The organism is Micromonospora sp. NPDC007230 (genome assembly GCF_042869115.1).
Taxonomy (GTDB): Bacteria; Actinomycetota; Actinomycetes; order Mycobacteriales; family Micromonosporaceae; genus Micromonospora.
The window spans coordinates 121,778-140,346 of sequence record NZ_JBIAFE010000008.1; the positions used below are offsets into that span (position 1 = coordinate 121,778).

The 18,569-nt window shown below is 74.3% G+C and carries 9 protein-coding genes; 4 read left to right on the forward strand and 5 right to left on the reverse strand.

Going from position 1 to position 18,569, the window contains the following annotated elements:
* The first annotated feature begins 61 nt into the window (after positions 1-61).
* The 4 genes from ACFYML_RS13915 to ACFYML_RS13930 all read left to right on the forward strand — a co-directional run bounded on the left by ACFYML_RS13915 (position 62) and on the right by ACFYML_RS13930 (position 3,090).
* Positions 62-1,012, forward strand: coding sequence for an NADP-dependent oxidoreductase (locus ACFYML_RS13915; RefSeq protein WP_387420935.1), 951 nt, complete (start codon positions 62-64; stop codon positions 1,010-1,012).
* Positions 1,013-1,035: 23 nt separating this feature from the next.
* Positions 1,036-1,173 carry a GntR family transcriptional regulator gene (locus ACFYML_RS13920; protein ID WP_387420937.1) on the forward strand — a complete coding sequence of 46 codons (138 nt, stop codon included), beginning with the start codon at positions 1,036-1,038 and terminating at the stop codon, positions 1,171-1,173.
* A gap of 122 nt (positions 1,174-1,295) precedes the next feature.
* Positions 1,296-1,814, forward strand: coding sequence for an NUDIX hydrolase (locus tag ACFYML_RS13925; protein WP_387420939.1), 519 nt, complete (start codon positions 1,296-1,298; stop codon positions 1,812-1,814).
* Between the two features lie 31 nt (positions 1,815-1,845).
* Complete coding sequence (locus ACFYML_RS13930) at positions 1,846-3,090, forward strand: hypothetical protein (protein WP_387420940.1); 1,245 nt, start codon at positions 1,846-1,848, stop codon at positions 3,088-3,090.
* A 92-nt stretch (positions 3,091-3,182) separates the two neighbouring features.
* Here the strand turns inward: ACFYML_RS13930 and ACFYML_RS13935 are convergent, their stop codons facing one another.
* From ACFYML_RS13935 to ACFYML_RS13955, 5 genes are read right to left on the reverse strand one after another with little or no spacing between them, the layout of a single operon-like run.
* Entirely contained in the window at positions 3,183-8,675 is a 5,493-nt protein-coding gene (locus ACFYML_RS13935) for an amino acid adenylation domain-containing protein (RefSeq protein WP_387420941.1), read from the reverse strand.
* Positions 8,675-11,794 (reverse strand): amino acid adenylation domain-containing protein, encoded by a 3,120-nt coding sequence (locus ACFYML_RS13940; RefSeq protein WP_387420942.1) that lies wholly within the window; start codon positions 11,792-11,794, stop codon positions 8,675-8,677. Before ACFYML_RS13940 ends, ACFYML_RS13935 begins: the two co-directional genes overlap by 1 nt.
* Positions 11,795-11,849: 55 nt before the next feature.
* Positions 11,850-12,038 carry an MbtH family protein gene (locus ACFYML_RS13945; protein ID WP_387281353.1) on the reverse strand — a complete coding sequence of 63 codons (189 nt, stop codon included), beginning with the start codon at positions 12,036-12,038 and terminating at the stop codon, positions 11,850-11,852.
* A gap of 1 nt (position 12,039) precedes the next feature.
* Positions 12,040-12,993, reverse strand: coding sequence for a TauD/TfdA family dioxygenase (locus ACFYML_RS13950; protein WP_387420943.1), 954 nt, complete (start codon positions 12,991-12,993; stop codon positions 12,040-12,042).
* A gap of 26 nt (positions 12,994-13,019) precedes the next feature.
* Positions 13,020-18,512, reverse strand: coding sequence for an SDR family NAD(P)-dependent oxidoreductase (locus ACFYML_RS13955; protein WP_387420944.1), 5,493 nt, complete (start codon positions 18,510-18,512; stop codon positions 13,020-13,022).
* Between the last annotated feature and the right edge of the window lie 57 nt (positions 18,513-18,569).

Sequence of the window (18,569 nt, forward strand, 5' to 3'; positions counted from 1 at the left end):
GTTTATCCCCAGGGCGGCCGGCGGGCTGATCGAAATGCGGTCGGGAGGGAGCAGCACTCGGATGAGCACGATGCACGCCGTGAGAGCTCACACCAGAGGCGGGCCGGAGCAGCTCGTGTACGAGGAGGCGCCGCGGCCCGAGCCGGGGCCTGGTGAGGTGTTGGTGGCCGTGAAGGCTGCTTCCATGACACCCACCGAGCTCACCTGGCCGCAGACTTGGACGTACAGCTCGGACGGGTCAGGACCTGAGCGCACTCCGGTCATCCCGTCGCATGAGTTCTCCGGAGTCGTCGCGGCGTCCGGGACGGGGGTGGAGAGCCCCGCCGAGGGGGAGGCCGTCTACGGCTTGATCCCTTTCACCCGCGATGGCGCGGCGGCCGAGTACGTCGCCCTGCCCGCGGCCGTCCTGGCGGCCAAACCCGCCACCGTTGACCACGACCACGCCGCAGCGCTCCCACTGGCGGCGTTGAGTGCCTGGCAGGCACTGGTGGACCACGCCGACCTGCAGGCCGGCCAGCACGTGCTGGTGCAGGGCGGCGCCGGCGGCGTGGGGATCTTCGTGGTGCAGCTCGCGGCCGGTCTCGATGCTCGTGTGAGCGCCACGGCGGCGGCGGCCGACCTGGAATTCGTCAAGGGTCTGGGTGCCGAGCAGGTTGTCGACTATGCGCACGACCGCTTCGAGGATCATGTTCGCGACGTGGACGTGGTCGTTGATCTTGTCGGAGGAGCCACGCAGTCGCGGTCCTGGTCGGTCCTGAAACCGGGCGGTGTCCTGGTCACCCTCGTCACCCCACCCGACCAGCAGGAAGCAGCCCGGCATGGCGTTCGTGGGGTGTACTTCATCGTCGAGCCCAACCAGAACGCGTTGCGTTCCATCGCCGAGCTCGTCGATAGCGGCCGGTTGAGGCCGGTGCTGGACCGTGTTCTGCCCCTCACTGAGACGCGCTCAGGTTACGAGGCGCTCGAGACGGCCAAACGCCGCGGCAAGATCGTCATCCACGTCGCTGACTAGTCACTGCCTCGCTCGCAAGCGAGGTGGCGCTGGCGCAGACGTACGACGTAGCGCGCGGCACCGTGCGGGCCGCGCTCGACGCGCTGCGCGAAGAAGGCCGGGTAGTAACCTTCACCGGGCGCGGGACGTTCGGCACGCCCGAGGATGACCAGAACCGTTGACGCTTGACGGTCAGCTCCCCGGGCGGACCGAGCACCGAGCACCTGGAGCTGCCCGAGCCCGCCGCGACCGTGCACGATGGCGGCAACGCGGCCGGCCCCAATGAACAAGGCGGTGTGCACTGATGACTCCCGAGCTGCCCCGCGACCTTCCGCTGCTCGAGCGTCGGGCGGTGCGGCTGGTGGTGCTCGACGCCGCCGAGCGGGTGCTGCTGTTCCACACCCGCGACCCGGAGCACCCCCGCCTCGGCGTCTGGTGGGAACTGCCCGGCGGCGGGCTCGACGACGGGGAGACGTATCTCGACGCGGCGGTGCGGGAGCTGCGCGAGGAGACCGGCATCGTGGTCCCGCCGACCGACGTGGGCGCGCCGACCTGGCGGCGGCGGGCCAGCTTCATCCACCGGCAGCGGCGCCACCTGCAGGACGAGGTGATCGTCCCGGTACGGCTGCCGGGGCCGGGACCGGACGTGGACGAGGCGCACCGGCTCGACTACGAGGTGGAGGACTACTTCGGGTTCCGCTGGTGGCCGGTCGCCGAGGTGGTCGCCGACCGGCCGCGCTGCTATCCGGGACGGCTGCCCGAGCTGCTGCCGGCGTTCCTGGCCGGCGAGGAGATCGACGAGCCGTTCGAGCTGTGGTCATGACGAATCCGCCGGCAACCGGCACAGTGGAACGGTGAACCCTATCCACGGACCTCTCGCCCACTACGCCGAGCGGCTGCACCGCGCCGCCGGCGACGCGCACCACGTCGCCTCACCGCTCGGCGCCTGGCTGCTCCTCGCGCTCACCGGCCCCGCCGCCACCGGCGACCTGCGCGGCGCGGTGGAGGGGGCGCTCGGCACCGACGTGGACAGCGCCGCCACGGTGGCCCAGGCGCTGCTGTCGGCGCCGCACCCGCTGGTCGCCTCGGCCACCGCCCTGTGGGAGCGGACGCCCGCCGAGGGGCTGACCGGCTGGCGCGCGACGCTGCCGGAGCGGACGCAGACCGGCCCGCTGCCGGACCAGCCGACGCTGGACGCGTGGGCGCGGGAGCACACCGACGGCCTGATCGAGCGGTTCCCGCTCACCGTCACCCCGCAGACCCTGCTGATCCTGGCCAACGCCCTGGCCACCAGGGTGTCCTGGGCGGAGCCGTTCCAGGTGGCGCCCGCCGAGCAGCTCGGCGCGGGCAGCGCCTGGGCGGGCCGGCTGGGGCGGGTGCTGCGCGCCCCCGCGTACCGGCACCGGTGCGGGATCGCGACCACGGCCCGGGCCGGTGACGTGGCCGTGCACGCCGCGCCCGCCCGGCCGGTGTCCATCGCCGGCGGGGAGGCCGGCCTGCTGGTGGTGTCCGTCGCCGCCGACCCGGACGTGCCGGTGCCGGACGTCCTCGCCGCCGCCCAGGAGCTCGCCGCCGGTGCCGCCACCACCCCTGACGGGATTGGAGTGGGCCAGCGGTCGCTGTTCGACCTGCCGCTGGGCGACACCCCGCTGTGGACGATCCGGGAGGAGCCGGTGCGCACCTTCGCGCCCGACGGCCGGGAGGAGCGGGCGAGCGCCGTGCTGCCGTGCTGGTCGGCGGAGAGCCGGCACGACCTGACGCCGCCCGGGTTCGGCTTCGCCGTCGCCGCGCAGGCGCTCGGGAGGCTCATGGGGGTGGCGGATCCGCGGTACGAGGCGGCCCAGTCGGCGGTGGCCCGCTACGGGCGGTACGGCTTCGAGTCCGCCGCGGTGACCGCGTTCGCCACGCGGACGGCGCTGCCGCCGGAGGGCGTCGCCCGGGTGGCGGAGCTGCGGTTCGGCCACCCGTACGCGGTGGTGGCGGTGGCCACCGACAGCGCGGGCGGGCCGTGGCACGGCCTGCCGGTCTACTCGGCGTGGGTGGCGCAGCCGCAGGAACTGCCGGAGGACGAGCTGGCGGATCCGCCGGCACGGTGGTGAGCGCGGGGGGCCTCCGGAGGCCCCCCGCGCTAGGCGCGTAAGAAGGAAGGGCCCTTTTCCACTGGAGGCGTGGAGAAGGGCCCTTCCTTGCGTCAGGCCGCGACCGGCTCCCGTTCGGCGGCCCGGGCGGCGAGCCGGCGTTCCCGCTCCTGGGCGCCGATCAGGTCGTCCGGGAGCGAGTCATCCACCTCGAGGTCGAACCGGCGCAGCAGCCGGATCGCGAACCCGCCGAGGGTGACCAGCACGAGGGCCAGCCCGAAGCAGACGTACGCGAAGCCGATGCCCCGGCCGGGCCCGGTGCCGATCACCGCGCCCACCGACCCGGCGAGCGCCCCGCCCGGGGCGAGCATCGGCTCGAACAGGGCGGTGGCGCCCGGCGCGAGCAGCGCGAACCCGATGGGCAGGGTGGACCAGGCGATGGTCTGGTTCAGGCTGAACACCCGGCCGTGGAACCGCTGCGGCACCTTGACCTGGACGATGGTCGCGTAGATCGACTGCGCGGTGGTCATCGCCATGGCCAGCCAGCACATGCCGACGCAGATCATCACCAGCGAGGCGTCCAGGCCGATCAGCATGCAGCCGATCGCGGTGCCGAGGTTGGCCACGAGCACACCGATCATCCGCCGCCGGCGCGGGCCGCCCCAGAGCGACATGAGCACGCCGCCGGCGATCGCACCGACCGCCTCAGCCAACGCCACCTGGGCCACCTGGGTCGGGGTGCCGAAGGAGAGCACCAGCGGGGTGGTGAGCACCAGGGCGGGGGCCAGGAAGATGTTGCCCAGCGCGAAGTAGCCGAGCATCAGCCGGAAGCCCTTGTGCTGCCAGGAGTAGCGCAGACCGTTGGCGATGGCCACCAGGAGCCGTTCCCGGGGCCGCCAGCCGAGCAGGTCGGGGAAGCGGACGACGGCCAGGGTGGCCACCGCGACCACGTAGCTGGCCACGTCGACGAGCAGGATGCCCTTCAGCTCGATCGCGGCGAGCAGGCCGGCCGCGAAGACCGGCATGAGCAGGGTGGCGACGCCGGTGGAGAGCTGGGTGATGCCCATCGCGTGGCCGAGGTAGCGCTTCGGCACCAGCTGCGGCACCGCCGACTGGAACGCGATCCGTTGGAACGACCCGGCCACGGAGCTGAGCGCCACCAGGAGGTAGATGTGCCAGAGGACCAGGTTGTCGGTCCACAGGAGCACGGCCAGGACCAGCTGGATCGACCCGGCGATGGAGCTGGCCAGCATCATGATCCGGCGTCGGCTGACCCGGTCGACGATCGCGCCGGCCACCGGGAGCATCAGCACGCCGCAGATCAGGGCGAGCGCCCAGAGCAGGCCGAGGTCGGTCACCGACCCGGTCCGGTTGAACAGCCAGATCGGTAGGGCGAACGCGGTCAGCGCGGAGCCGGTGCTGGAGACGAGCTGCCCGACGGTGACCGACAGGAAGCGGCCCATGCTCGGCTTGACGGTGGCCTTGGCCGGCCCTTCCGCCGCGCCCACCCGCTGGTGGTCGAGGACCGCCCAGCCGGCGTCCTCGCCCTGGGCGTCGGGGGTGAGCGTCGCGACGTCCCCGGCGACCACCGCCGGGTGGACCCGGGTGACGATCTCGGCCAGCTCCTCGGCGCGGTACTTCAGGAAGAAGTGGCCGGCCTGGTCGAGGACCACCAGCCCGAGGGTGTCGCTGAGGAACTGCCACTCGGCGTACCGCTCGCGGTAGTAGTCGGTGACCGGGTCCTCGGAGCCGACGACCGAGACGATCGGGGCGCACAGCTTCGTCGCCCGCTGGTCGAGCAGGCGGGTGAAGTACTCCTCGGAGGCGCGGGAGTCGGCCCGCATGTTGCTGATGATCCGGTCGGCCTGCTCCGGGTCCAGCTCGTCGGTGTCCACACCCATCGACTTGAGCCAGCTCGCGTAGTGCTTGTTGCTGCGGAGCTGCTCCAGCCGGTTGCGCATGGTGGCGAAGAGGCCCTTGGGTCGGGCGAACGGGAACATCGCGCCGATGTAGACGGCCTCGAGGTCCCGCCCGGCCGCCTCGACCTTGCGGGCCACCTCGGCGACGATGGCGCTGCCGACACCGCAGTGGCCGTAGAGCGCGAGCGGTCCCTCGACCCGCTCCAGGATCTCGTCGGCGACCCGGGTGGTCAGCTCGTCGAAGGGCAGCGCGTCCTCGCTGAGGCCGACGTCGTGCCCGGGGATGGCCAGCGACCACAGGGCGTGCCCGGCCGGCAGCGCGTCGGCGAGCGGCTGGTAGACGATGGCACTGCCGCCGCCATAGGGGACGCAGACGTAGGACAGCACCCGCTTGCCGGCGGGGATCGGCTTGGTCAGCTCGTAGAGCAGCCGGCGGGGGCCCTCCTCGCCGCCGTCGCCGGAGATGAACGCGGCGAGGTCACGGATGGTCCGCTGCTGGAACAGGTCCATCACGCCGACCGGCCGGCCGCCGAGCTCGGCCTTGCGGATCTTCGCGACGACCTGGGTGGCGAGCATGGAGTGCCCGCCCAGGTCGAAGAAGTCGTCGTCGATGCCGAGCGTGTCGACGCCCAGCACCTCGGACCAGATGGCGGCGAGCGTCCGTTCGGTGTCGTCGCGCGGCTCGACCAGCGCCACCGACGCCTCGCGGGTGACCACGGGCGCGGGCAGCGCCTTGCGGTCGAGCTTCCCGTTGGGGGTCAGCGGCAACGCGTCCAGGGTGACGAACGCGGCCGGCACCATGTACTCCGGCAGGGTGTCCTTGAGCGCGGTCTTCAGCGCGGTGTGCTCCGCGGGCCCGACCAGGTAGGCGGTGAGCCGCTTGTCGCCGGGGCTGTCCTCGCGGACGATCACCGCCGCCTCGGTCACGCCGGGCTGCTCGCGCAGCGCGCTCTCGATCTCGCCCAGCTCGATCCGCAGGCCGCGCAGCTTGACCTGGTGGTCGATCCGGCCGAGGAACTCGATGACGCCGGTCTGCCCCGCCGTGTCGGTCACCCAGCGGGCCAGGTCGCCGGTGCGGTAGAGGCGGGCGCCGGGCTCGCCGGAGAACGGGTCGGGGATGAACTTCTCGGCGGTCAGCGCCGGCCGGCGGTGGTAGCCGCGGGCCAGCCCGACGCCGCCGATGTGGAGTTCACCGGCGACGCCCACGGGGCACTCGTGGCCCGCCGGGTCGAGCACGTGCAGGCGCAGGTTGGCGATCGGCGCGCCGATCGGGACGCCGGTGAGTCCGGCCAGCCGCGCCGGGTCGCAGGGCCAGGCGGTGACGTCGATGGCCGCCTCGGTGGGGCCGTACAGGTTGTGCAGCCCGCACCACGGCAGCCGGGCGGTGAAGTCGACGGCGGAGGCCAGCGGCAGTTCCTCGCCGGAGCAGATCACCCGGCGCAGCGCGGTGGCCGCCTCGATGCCCTCCTCGGCGAGGAAGACGGTGAGCATCGACGGCACGAAGTGCGCGGTGGTGATCCGCTCGGCGACCAGCAGATCGCGCAGGTAGCCGGCGTCCTTGTGGCCGCCCGGCCTGGCCAGCACCAGGCGGGCGCCCTCGCGCAGCGGCCAGAAGAACTCCCACACCGACACGTCGAAGCTGGCCGGGGTCTTCTGCAGCACCGCGTCGTCGGCGCCGAGGCGGTAGGTCTTCTGCATCCAGTCGAGCCGGTTGACGATGCCCCGGTGGGTGTTCGGCACTCCCTTGGGCCGGCCGGTGGAGCCGGAGGTGTAGATGACGTAGGCCAGGTGCTCGGGGCCGGCGGACGGCTCCGGGTCGGTGGTGGGCTGGTCGGCCCAGGCGGCCGGGTCGTCCAGGGCGAGGACGGTGGCGGCGGTGTCCGGCAGCACGTCGCGCAGGTGCGCCTGGATCAGCACCACGGGCGCGTCCGCGTCGGTGACCATGAAGGCCAGCCGGTCCGCCGGGTACTCCGGGTCCAGCGGCAGGTACGCGCCGCCGGCCTTGAGCACGCCGAGCAGGCCGGCGACCAGTTCGACGGAGCGTTCCGCGCAGACGCCGACCAGGGTCTCCGGGCCGACGCCGGCGGCGCGCAGCCGGTGCGCGATCCGGTTGGCGGCGGCGTTCAGCTCGGCGTACGTCAGGCTGCGCCCGTCGATGGTGACGGCGACCGCGTCCGGGGTGGCGGCGACGCGCTCCTCGACGGGGCCGTGCAGGGTCTGCGTACGCGGGAAGTCGGCGGTGGTGTCGTTCCACGCCGCCAGCAGCGCCCGCTCCTGGGCGGGCAGCAGCTCGAGCCGGGAGACCGGGGTGTCCGGCGCGGCGACGATCGCGGCCAACAGGGTGCTCCAGCGCCGGGCCATCCGCTCGACGGTGTCCCGGGTGAACAGGTCGGTGTTGAAGACCAGCTTGCCCCAGAGCCCGTCGACGGTCTCCACCGCGTGCAGCTCGAAGTCGAACCGGGTGGCCCGCAGCTCCATCGGCGTCCACTCGAAGCTGACCTCGTCGGACCCGGAGACGCCGGTGAACCGGCCCATCTCGTAGTTCTGCAGCACGAACATGGCCTGGAACACCGGGGACCGGCTGACGTCCCGGGGCAGCCCCAGCTCGTGGACCACCTTGGCGAACGGCACCTCGGCGTGCTCGAAGCCGTCCAGCACGCTGCGCCGGGTGCGCTCCAGCAGCTCGCGGAAGGTGGGGTCGCCGGCCAGCTCGGCGCGCAGCGGCAGCATGTTGATGAACATGCCGACCAGGTTCTCCAGCTCCGGCGCGGAGCGGCCGGCCACCGACGCGCCGACGGCGAAGTCGTCCTGGCCGGCGTGCCGGGCCAGCAGCACCTGGTACGCGGCGAGCAGCGTCATGAACAGGGTGCCGCCGCTGTCCCGGGTGAGGTCGTTGAGCCGTTCGGTGGCCGCCGGGTCGAGCTGGAACTCGACGAAGTCGCCCCGGTAGGTCTGGGTGGCCGGACGGGGCCGGTCCAGCGGCAGCTCCAGCGGGGTGATCCCGGCGAGCCGCTGCTTCCAGTAGTCGACGTGCGCCCGGGCCTGCGGGCCGTCCAGCTCCCCCGCCTCCCAGACCGCGAAGTCGCCGTACTGGACGGGCAGGGTGGGCAGCTCGCCGCCCCGGTACCGGGTGATCAGGTCCCGCAGCAGCACGTCCACCGACCAGCCGTCCCCGACGATGTGGTGCTTGCCGAGGAAGAGCACGTGGTCGTCGTCCGCCAGCCGGACCAGCAGGGCCCGCAACAGCGGACCGTGCGCCAGGTCGAACGGCTCGGCGGCGGCCGCCTCGACCAGGGCCTGCGCGGCCGCCTCGTCCGGGGCGTCCACGATGGTCAGCGGCACCTCGACGGTCTCCGCCACCACCACGGTGGGGCGCCCGTCGGCGTCGGCCGGGAAACGGGTCCGCAGCGACTCGTGCCGGGCGGTCAGCGCGGCCAGGGCGGCGCGCAGCGCGGCCACGTCGAGCGGGCCGCGCACCCGCAGCGGCACCGCGATGTGGTAGGCCGCCTCGCCCGGAGCGAGCTGGTCCATGAACCAGACCCGTTCCTGGGCGTACGACAGCGGCACCTCGGCGTCGGCGGGCCGGGGCGTGATCCGGGCCGCGGGGGCGGCCTGCCGGGCGCGCAGCCGTTTGGCGATCAGCGCCTGCCGGGCCGCCTCCCGGGTCGGATCCTTCAGGTCGGTCATCAGCTGCTTTCCTCTTCCGCCGCGAGCAGCGCGGCGACCTCGGTGTCGGAGAGCCCGTCGAGTTCGGCGGCGATCCGCTCCTCGATCTGGGCGGCCAGGTCCGCCACCACGGGGCTGCTGAACAGCGCCCGCATGGGCAGTTCGACGTCCACCTCGGCCCGGATCCGGGCCATCGCCCGCATGCCGCGCAGCGAGTTGCCGCCGAGGGCGAAGAAGTCGTCCAGGGCGCCGACCTTCTCCACCTGGAGGATCTCGGCGTACACCTCGGCGACCAGGGACTCGGCCTCGGTGCGCGGGGCGACGTAGCTGTCCTCGGCCGGGGCGGCGGTGGCCGGGGCGGGCAGCGCGGCCCGGTCCAGCTTGCCGTTCGGGGTCAGGGGCAGCGTGTCGAGCCGGACCAGGGCCGCCGGGATCAGGTGGGCGGGCAGCTCCCGGGCCAGTTCGGCCCGGACCGAGTCCTCGTGGGCCGGGCCGACCAGGTAGCCGACCAGCCTCGGCTCGCCCGAGTCCGTACGCACCGCCGCGGCGGCCGCCCGGACGTCCGGGTGGGCCAGCAGGGCCGCCTCCACCTCGCCCAGCTCGATCCGCATGCCGCGCACCTTGACCTGGTCGTCGCGGCGGCCCAGGTACTCCAGCGTGCCGTCGGGACGCCAGCGGGCCAGGTCGCCGGTGGCGTACATCCGCTCCCCGGGCGGGCCGTACGGGCAGGGCCGGAAGCGCTCGGCGGTGAGGCCGGGCCGGCGCAGGTAGCCGCGGGCGAGCTGGGTGCCGGCGACGTACAGCTCGCCGACCACGCCCGGCGGGACCGGCTGCAGGGCCGCGTCGAGCAGCAGCGCCCGGGTGTTCCAGGTGGGCGTGCCGATCGGCACCGGCCCGGCCGGGACCGGCTCACCCGGGGCGATCCGGGCGGCGACGCAGCCGACGGTGGCCTCGGTCGGGCCGTACTCGTTGATCACCGCGACGTCCGGGTGCGCGGCCCGCCACCCGGCGAGCTGCTCGCCGGTGAGCGCCTCGCCGCCGATCACCAGATCGACGGTGGGCGACAGCTCGCCGTCGAGCAGCGCCAGGTGGCTCGGGGTGACCTTGAGGAAGGTGGGCCGGCCGCCGACCCGGGCCGCCGGCTCGTCGATCGCGGCGAGCCGGACCGTCCCGCCGGCGGTGAGCGTGCCGAGCAGGCCGGTGACGGTGAGGTCGAAGGAGACCGGCGAGGGCAGCAGCGCCGTGCCGGCCAGGCCCGGGTAGGTGTGCCGGGCCCAGGCCAGGTAGGCGGTCACCGCCCGGTGCTCCACCACCACCCCCTTGGGACGGCCGGTGGAGCCGGAGGTGTAGAGCACGTACGCCGGGTGCTCGGGGCGCAGCGGGGCGAGCCGGTCGGCGTCGGTGAGGTCGTCGTCGGCCTGGTCCGAACCCACCTCCCCGTCCAGCACCAGCGCGCCGGCCGGCACCAGGCCCGCGGTCTCCGGGGTAGCCACCACGAGGGCCGGCTCGGCGTCGTCCAGCAGGTACGCGATCCGCCCGGCCGGGTAGGCGGTGTCCACCGGGACGTACGCCGCACCGGACTTGAGCACCGCGAGGATGGCCACCAGCAGCTCGCAGGAGCGGGGCACGGCGAGCGCGACCCGGGCCTCCGGGCCGGCGCCCCGGGCCACCAGCAGCCGGGCCAGCCGGTTCGCGGCGGTGTTCAGCTCGGCGTAGGTCAGCGGCACCCCGTCGCAGACCAGCGCGGTGGCGTCCGGCGTGGCGGCGGCCTGCCGCTGCACCTCGTCGACCACGGTGGCCGGCGGCACCTCGTGCGCGGTGTCGTTCCAGGCGCCCAGCACCAGGTCCCGCTCGGCATCGGCGAGCAGCGGCAGCGCGGCGACCCGCCGCTGCGGGTCGGCGATGGCGGCGGCGAGCAGCCGGACGTACCGGTCGACGACCGCCTCGGCGGTGCCGCGGTCGAACAGCGCCGTGCGGTAGACCAGCCGGCTCTCGCCGGTGGTGATGTCGAACGCCAGGTCGTCCTTGGTGGTGCCCAGCTCCACCGGGTCCAGGCCGGAGTCGGGGATGAAGTTCAGCGCGGTCTGGAAGATCGGCTGCACCGACGGGTCGCGCTGCGGGTCGACCGCCTCGACGATCTTCTGGAACGGGGTCTGCCCGTGCTCCATCGCGTCGACCAGGCCGTCCCGCACCCGGCCGAGCAGCTCGGCGAAGGTCGGGTCGCCGGAGACGTCGCAGCGCAGCGCCACCGGGTTGACGAACATGCCGATCAGCGGGGCCAGCTCGGCGCTGTCCCGGCCGGCGGTGGAGACCCCGACCACCACGTCGGTGTCGCCGGAGATCCGGGACAGCAGCGCCGCGAAGCCCGCCAGCAGCACCATGTACGGCGTGGCCGCCGCGCCGGTCGCGAGGGCGCCGACCCGGTCGAGCAGCCCCTCGGGCAGGTCGAACCGCACCTCGTCACCGGCGAAGCCGAGCTGGGCCGGGCGGGGCCGGTCCAGCGGCAGGCCGGTCACCGCCGGCGCGCCGGCCAGGTGGCCGGTCCAGAAGGCGAGCTGGCGGTCCAACTCCGCGCCGGTGAGCTGGTCGCGCTGCCAGACGGCGAAGTCGGCGTACTGGATGGGCAGCTCGGGCACGGCGGGCTCGGCGCCGGCCTGCGCGGCCGCGCTGAACGCGCCGAGTTCCTGGTGGAACAGCACCGCCGAGTGGCTGTCGAAGACCGCGTGGTGCACCACGAACGCCAGCGCCCAGGTGTCGTCGAGGCGGATCAGCCGGGCCCGCCACAGCGGCGGACCGTCCAGCGGGATCGGGTTACGCGCCAGCTCCGTGCGGATCGCCTCGAACGCCGCCAGGCGTTCCGCCTCCGGCAGGTGCCGCAGGTCGTCGGTGGGGATCGGGACGGGCTCGTGGGCCCGCACCACCTGCACCAAGGCGCCGTCGTCGACGCGCAGGTGAGTGCGGAGCGCCTCGTGTCGGGCCACCACCTGGTTGACGACGTGGGCTGCGGTGTCCGCATCGATCCCGGCCGGGAAGCGCCACGGGACGGAGACGTTGTAGACCGGCGAGTGGGCGTCGAGCTGGTTGGCCACCCACACCCGTTCCTGGGCGAAGGAGGCCGGGAAGGTCCATTCCTGAGTCATCGCTGTGGTCTCCCGTTCGCGACTGCGGGGCTCCGCTCCGCTGCACTCCTCGCGCTCACTGGTGGGCCTCGCGTACCGAGCGGGGGCGCATGTCGGTCCAGACGGTGTCCACGTGGGCCAGGCACTCCTCGCGGGTGCCGGCGAAGCCGGCGTCGTGCCAGCCCGCGGGGAGGTCCCGGTCGGCCGACCAGATCGAGTACTGCTCCTCGTCGTTGCGCACGACCAGGAATCGGGGTTCGGCCATGTCAGTTCGCTCCAGGGGTGTCGGGGGTGTGCGGCTCGGCCATCGCGACGGCGATCTTGCGGGGGCCGGTGAACGGCTCCCGGCCGTGGGCGGCGGTCATGTTGTCCACCACCAGCACGTCGTCGCGCTGGTAGTCGAAGCGGACGGTGGCCGCCCGGTAGGCGGCGCGCAGGTGGTCCATGACGTCGGCGGGGATCTCGCCGCCGTCGCCGTAGTAGGTGTTCGACGGCAGGCCGTCGGCGCCGAACATGGCCAGCAGGCCCTCCTGGTAGTCCTTCGGGAGGGTGCTGAGGTGGAAGAACGTGGCGTGGTTGAACCAGCGCGGGGTGTCCGAGCCGGGCCGGTGGTGCACCACGTTCCGGACCGCCCGGGTGCGCAGGCCGTCCTTGCCGACCCACTCCACGGTGATCCCGTTCGCCACCGCGTACGCCTCGACCTCGGCCCGGTTCTCGGTGTTGAACACCTCCTGCCAGCGGGTGCCGAAGTCGCCGTGGAAGTTACGCACCAGCATCCAGCGCCGCCGGATGAACTCCTCACGCACCGCCGGGTCGATCTCCTGGTAGACCCGGCGCACGTCGGCGAGCGGGGTGGCGCCCTGCGTCTGCGGCGCGGTGATGCAGTAGAAGAACAGGGTCAGCGGCCAGCGCGCCTGGTACGAGTTCTCGTTGTGCAGGAAGATCTCCTCGTCCGGTGGGTAGTCGGTCGAGGTGTAGACCCGGCCCTTGATGGAGTGCCGGGGCGACGAGCGCTCCGTGTAGGTCAGCGGCTCGCCGGAAAGGGCGCGGACCACCCCGTCGAAGCCGTCCACCCCGCCGACGTCGAAGCCGCGGAAGAGCAGCCCGCCGTGTTCGACGAGGGCGGCGCGCAGCTCGGCGCGCCGGGCGTCGATCAGGTCGGTCAGGGCGCGGCCGTCGTTCTCGATGACCACCGGGAGTGTGGTGATCGTGTCGCTCATGGTGCGGTGTCTCCTGTTCGTCGTGGTCAGGCGCGGGGCAGTCGCGGGATGGCCGGGATGGTCGCCGGCGCGGCCGGCTCGTCGGCGGGCTGGCTGGCGCGCAGTTCCTCGATCCGGGCGGCCAGCCCGGCCACCGTGGGGGTCTCGAAGAGGCTGCGCATCGGCAGCCGTACCCCGGTGGCCTTGCGCATCGCGGCGATGAGCTGCACCGCGACCAGCGAGTTGCCGCCGAGGGAGAAGAAGTCGTCGTCCACGCCGACCTCGGTCACGCCGAGGCCGTCCCGCCAGACCTGGGCGATCACCTTCTCCAGGTCGGTCGAGGGCGCGGCCGAGCCGCCGCCGGTGGCGGTCGGCGCGGAGACCGCCGGGTCGGTCTCCGTTTCCAGGCTGTCGGTGGTCACCCGGGCGGCCCGCCGGCGGATGTCCGCGACGGTGCGGGTGGCGATCACCACCTGCGCGCCGAGTCCGGCGGTGAGGCTGCGACGGAACGCCTCCGCCCCGTCCACCGGCCGGATGTCCTCGGTCACCGGAGCCGCGGCGGCGTCGGCCGCGGCGGCCGGGGTCTCGGTGAGGCCTCCGGTGACCGCGCCCTGGTCCACCCGCCGCAGCACGAAGTCGCTGATCGCGACGAGTTCCCGGCCGTCGGTGTCCAGCAGGGACAGGTCGGCGGCCACCACCTCGTCGGTGGCGCTGTCCCGGTGCCGCAGGTGGCTGAGGAAGGACGCCGGCAGCGCCCCGCGCACCACGATCCGGCCGTAGGACAGCGGCAGGTAGGTGCCGGAGCCCTGGCCCCGGCCGAACGCGGTGGCCACGTCCAGCAGGGACGGGTGCAGCCCCCACGAGGGCAGGTCGGCCAGCGCCGCGGCGGGGGCCTCGATCCGGGCCAGCTCCTCCCGGTCGGCCAGGTGGTGCTCGGCGAGCGCGGCCCAGCGTGGCCCGAAGGTGAGCATGCTGGTCCGCCCCCGGCCGAACGACGCGTCGTCGTCGACCCGCCGGCCGGCGACGGTGGGCGTACCCGCCGGCGGGGCGGGTTCCGCGGTCCAGCCGGCCGCGCCCCGGACGTGGGTACGCAGCTGGCCGGCGGCCAGGCTGGCGACGGTGAAGTCCACCCCCTCCTCGGTGGGGGTCAGCTCCACCCGGTATTGGGCGACCGTGCCGTCCGGCACCGAGAACGGCTCCAGGAAGACCACGTCGCGCAGCTCCACCGCGGCCTGCGGGCCGGGGGCGGGCAGCGCGGCGGTCACCGCGGCGCGCACCGACTCCAGGTGGGCGGTGCCCGGCACCACCGGCACCCCGCCGATCCGGTGCTCGTCGAGCAGCCAGTGGGTGCTGGCGGAGACCAGGCCGTGCAGCACGGTGCCGTCCGGGCCGGCCACCTTCGTGGTCAGCACCGGGTGGTCGACCGGGCTGGTGACGGTGTCCCGGCCGGCGGCCCGGAACGCGGCCGGCGCGTTGGTCTCCACGGCCATGCCGACCTCGGCCCAGCCGCCCCAGTTCTGCGCCACCACCGGCGCACGGAAGCCGACGCCGGCCCGCGCGAACGCGTCCAGGAAGTTGTTCGCCGCGCAGTAGTCGACCTGGCCGAAACCGCCGATCACCGCGGTGATCGAGGAGCACAGCGCCACGAAGTCCAGCGGCAGGTCGCCGAAGACCTGGGCGAGGGCGAGGGTGCCGGCCAGCTTCGGCGCGAGCACCCGCTCCGCCTCGGCCCGCTCCTTGATCTCTGCCATGCCGCCGCCGGGCAGGCCGGCCGCGTGCACGATGCCGTCCAGCCCGCCGAAGCGGCTCTCGGCGGCCTCGCGTACCCGGCGCAGGTCGGTGGGGTCGGTGACGTCGGCCGCGAGCACCAGTACCTCGGCCCCGGCCGCCTCCATCCGGCGGATCGCCGCGATGGCCCGGCCGGCCCGGTCGGCGCCACCGTGCACGGCCAGGTGCTCGTCCCAGTCCTCCCGCTCGGGCAGGCCGGAGCGGGCCAGCAGCACCAGCTTGGCGCGTACCCGGCGGGCGAAGTCCTCGGCCAGGGTGATGCCGATGCCGCCGAGACCGCCGGTGATCAGGTAGCGGCCCTCCTCGCGCAGCGTGCCCGGCTCGCCCTCGGCGTCCACGGTGACCTGCTCGTACCCGGTCACCCAGCGCCGGTCGCGGCGCAGCGCCACCTCCGGGTGCTCCGGGTCGACCGGGCTGCGCAGCTCGGCGACCAGAGCGCTGGCACCCCGCGCGGCGGCGTCCGCGTCGACCAGGCGGACGGTGAGGCCGGGCAGTTCCACCGGCAGCACCCGGGCCAGGCCGGCCAGGGTGGCGTGCTCCGGCCGGACCAGGTCGTCGCCGCGCACGTCGGCGGTGCCGGCGGTGACCAGGTCGAGGGTGCGGCCCGGCTCGTCACCGGTCAGCCCGGCGCCGGCGAGCGCCTGCACCAGGTGCAGCGCGCTGAAGAAACCCCGGTCCTGGGCGGCCCAGGCGGCCTCGAGGTCCGTCCCGGCCGGCTCCCCGTCCAGGGCGAACGCGTGCACGACGCGCTGCGGCAGGTCCGCGCCGAGCGCGGCGACCAGGGCGTCGTGGTCCTCGCGGACGCCGGGGCGCAGCCGGAAACCGGTGGCCGTGGCGGCGAAGGCGTCGCCGGCGCGTACCTCGACCGGGTCGTCGCCGGCGGCGCGCAGCGCGGCGACCAGCGCCTCGCCGCGCGGGCCGTCGGCCAGCACCAGGCACCGGCCCAGCGGGCTGGTGGCCCGGGCCGGGGCGGCCTGCCGCCACACCGGCACCGCGAACCACTCCGGCAGCGGCCGGGGGCCGGTCTCCACCGGCGCCGCCGCCACCTGCTCCGCCGGGTCCGGGTCGACCCAGTAGCGGCGGCGCTCGAACGGGTACGTGGGCAGCGGCACCCGCCGCGCGTCCGGGTCGACGGCCAGCCGCACCGGTACGCCCGCGCACCAGAGCGCGCCGGCGCTGCCGAGCAGGGTGGCCAGGTCGCCGGTGGACTCGCCCGGGCCGGGCAGGCTGCCCAGCGGGGTGAGCTTCCGCTGCGCCTCGCCGGCCTTGGCGACCTGCATCCGGGCCAGGTTGGCCAACTGCTTGCCGGGGCCGCACTCGAGCAGCGCCCAGGTGCCCTCGGCGAGCAGGGTGGCCACGCAGGCGCCGAAGCGGACCGGCTGGCGCAGGTGCGCCGCCCAGTACGCCGGGTCGGTGGCCTGCGCCTCGGTGATCCAGGTGCCGGTCACGTTGGACAGGAACGGCACGGCCGGCGGCCGCAGCGGCACGGTGGCCATCAGCGCGGTGAACTCGTCAAGGATCGGTTCCATCATCGGGGAGTGGAACGCGTGCGAGGTGCGCAGCACCTTGCTCTTGCCCTTGAGGGTGGCGGCGAACTCCTCGACGGCCGCCGTCTCGCCGGCCACCACGCAGGTGCCCGGACCGTTGACGGTGGCGATGGCGAGCGCCTCGGGCAGCCGGTCGGCGACCGCCGACTCGTCCAGCGCCACGGCCAGCATCGAACCGGCCGGCAGCGAGTGCATCAGCCGGCCCCGGGCGGCCACCACCCGCAGCGCGTCCGGCAGGCTGAGCACGCCGGCCATGGTGGCGGCGACGTACTCGCCGATCGAGTGGCCGATCATCGCGGCCGGGGTCACCCCGGCCCGCTGCCAGGCGGTGGCGAGGGCGTACTCGACGGTGAACAGGGCCGGCTGGGTGTAGCGGGTCTCGGTGAGCTTCTCCCCCGCCGCCGGGTCCCGGTCGAGGATCAGGTCGCGGATGTCCAGGCCCAGCTCGGGGCGGAGCAGCTCGGCGCACTCGTCCACGGTGGCCGCGAACGCCGGGTCCTCGGCGTAGAGCTGGGCGCCCATGCCGGCGTACTGGGAGCCCTGCCCGGAGAAGAGGAAGGCCACCCGCGGGGCGGGGCCGTCGGTGACGCCGCGGTGCCCCTTGCGGGCATCGCGCAGGGCAGCGGCCGCCGTCTGGGGGTCGCCGGCGACGACGGCGGCGCGGTGCGCGTACTCCTGGCGGCCGACCCGCAGGGTGTGGGCGACGTCGGCGAGCAGCCCGGCGCCGCCGCCGGCGCCGCCGAGCGGCTCGGTGCCGCCGCCGTTCTCGAGGTGGTCGGCGAGCCGGCGCACCGCGGTGTCCAGCGCGGTCGGGGTCTTCGCCGACACCTGGAGCAGGTGCGCCGGGCGGACCCGCCGCTCGGCCCGGTACGCGGCCGGCGCCTCCTCCAGCACCACGTGCGCGTTGGTGCCGCCGATGCCGAAGGAGCTCACCCCGGCCCGGCGCGGCGCCCCGTCGGTGTCCCACTTGGTCAGCGTGTTCGCCACGTAGAACGGGGTGTCGGCGAAGTCGATCGCCGGGTTCGGGGTCTCGTAGTTGATGGTCGGCGGGATCAGGCCGTGCTCCATGGCGAGCACCGTCTTGATCACGCTGACGATGCCGGAGGGCTGGCTGAGGTGGCCGATGTTGGACTTCACCGAGCCGATGCCGCACCAGCCCCGGTCATCGGTGTCCTTTGCGTAAACCGCGGACAGGGCGGAGATCTCGATCGGGTCGCCCAGCGCCGTGCCGGTGCCGTGCGCCTCCACGTAGCCGATGGTGCGCGGGTCGATGCCGGCCAGGCCGACCGCCTGGGCCACCGCCTCCATCTGGCCGTCGATGCTGGGGGCGGTGAAGCCCACCTTGCCGGCGCCGTCGTTGTTGATCGCGTTGCCGAGCACCACCGCGCGGATCGTGTCGCCGTCGGCGATGGCGTCGGAGAGGCGCTTGAGCAGGGTCACCCCGACGCCGCTGCCCCACACCGTGCCGTTGGCGCCGGCGTCGAACGGGCGGCACCGGCCGTCCGGGGAGGTGAAGCCGTCCATGCCCAGGTAGCCGACGTGCGGCAGCTCGATGTTGACGCCGCCGGCGAGCGCCATGTCGCACTCGCCGTTGCGCAGCGCCTCGCAGGCCAGGTGGAACGCGACCAGCGAGGTGGAGCAGGCGGTGTGCACGGTCAGGCTCGGCCCGCGCAGGTCCAGCCGGTACGACACGTTGGTGGCCACGTAGTTCGGGGAGTTGCCGGTGGCGAGGGAGACCGCGCCGTGCGGGCTGCCGCCGACCCGCTTGTTACGCAGCACGAACTTGTGCAGGTAGGTGTTGCCGCCGGTGCCCGCGTACACGCCGACCGCGCCGTCGTAGCGGGCCGGGTCGTAGCCGGCGTCCTGCAGCGCGGTGTAGCAGCTCTCCAGGAACAGCCGGTGCTGCGGGTCGGTGATCTCGGCCTCGCGGGCGGTCATCCCGAACAGGCCGGCGTCGAACTCGTCGTAGCCGTCGACCAGCGGGGCCCGGTTCACCCAGCCCGGGTCGTCGACCTCCTCGGCGGAGGCGCCCCGGGCGAGCTGCTCCTCACGGGTCAGCTCGGTGACCGACTCCACGCCGTCGACCAGGTTGCGCCAGAACTCCGCGAGGTCGGCGGCGCCGGGCAGGCGGGCGGCGAGCCCGACGATGGCGATCGGTTCGATGCCGTCGTCGGTGGGGTGCTCGGTGGCGATGTCGTTGTTCATCGGGGTCGTCCTTTGGTCACGCGGGTGCCGGGGTGGCCGGCGGGGAGGGTTGCGGCG

What these genes read in the sequence shown, in the direction of transcription:
- ACFYML_RS13915 (WP_387420935.1), top strand. Translation starts at nt 62, where the DNA reads ATGAGCACGATGCACGCCGTGAGAGCTCACACCAGAGGCGGGCCGGAG.
- ACFYML_RS13925 (WP_387420939.1), top strand. Translation starts at nt 1,296, where the DNA reads ATGACTCCCGAGCTGCCCCGCGACCTTCCGCTGCTCGAGCGTCGGGCG.
- ACFYML_RS13935 (WP_387420941.1), bottom strand. Translation starts at nt 8,675, where the DNA reads ATGACCGACCTGAAGGATCCGACCCGGGAGGCGGCCCGGCAGGCGCTG.
- ACFYML_RS13940 (WP_387420942.1), bottom strand. Translation starts at nt 11,794, where the DNA reads ATGACTCAGGAATGGACCTTCCCGGCCTCCTTCGCCCAGGAACGGGTG.
- ACFYML_RS13945 (WP_387281353.1), bottom strand. Translation starts at nt 12,038, where the DNA reads ATGGCCGAACCCCGATTCCTGGTCGTGCGCAACGACGAGGAGCAGTAC.
- ACFYML_RS13950 (WP_387420943.1), bottom strand. Translation starts at nt 12,993, where the DNA reads ATGAGCGACACGATCACCACACTCCCGGTGGTCATCGAGAACGACGGC.
- ACFYML_RS13955 (WP_387420944.1), bottom strand. Translation starts at nt 18,512, where the DNA reads ATGAACAACGACATCGCCACCGAGCACCCCACCGACGACGGCATCGAA.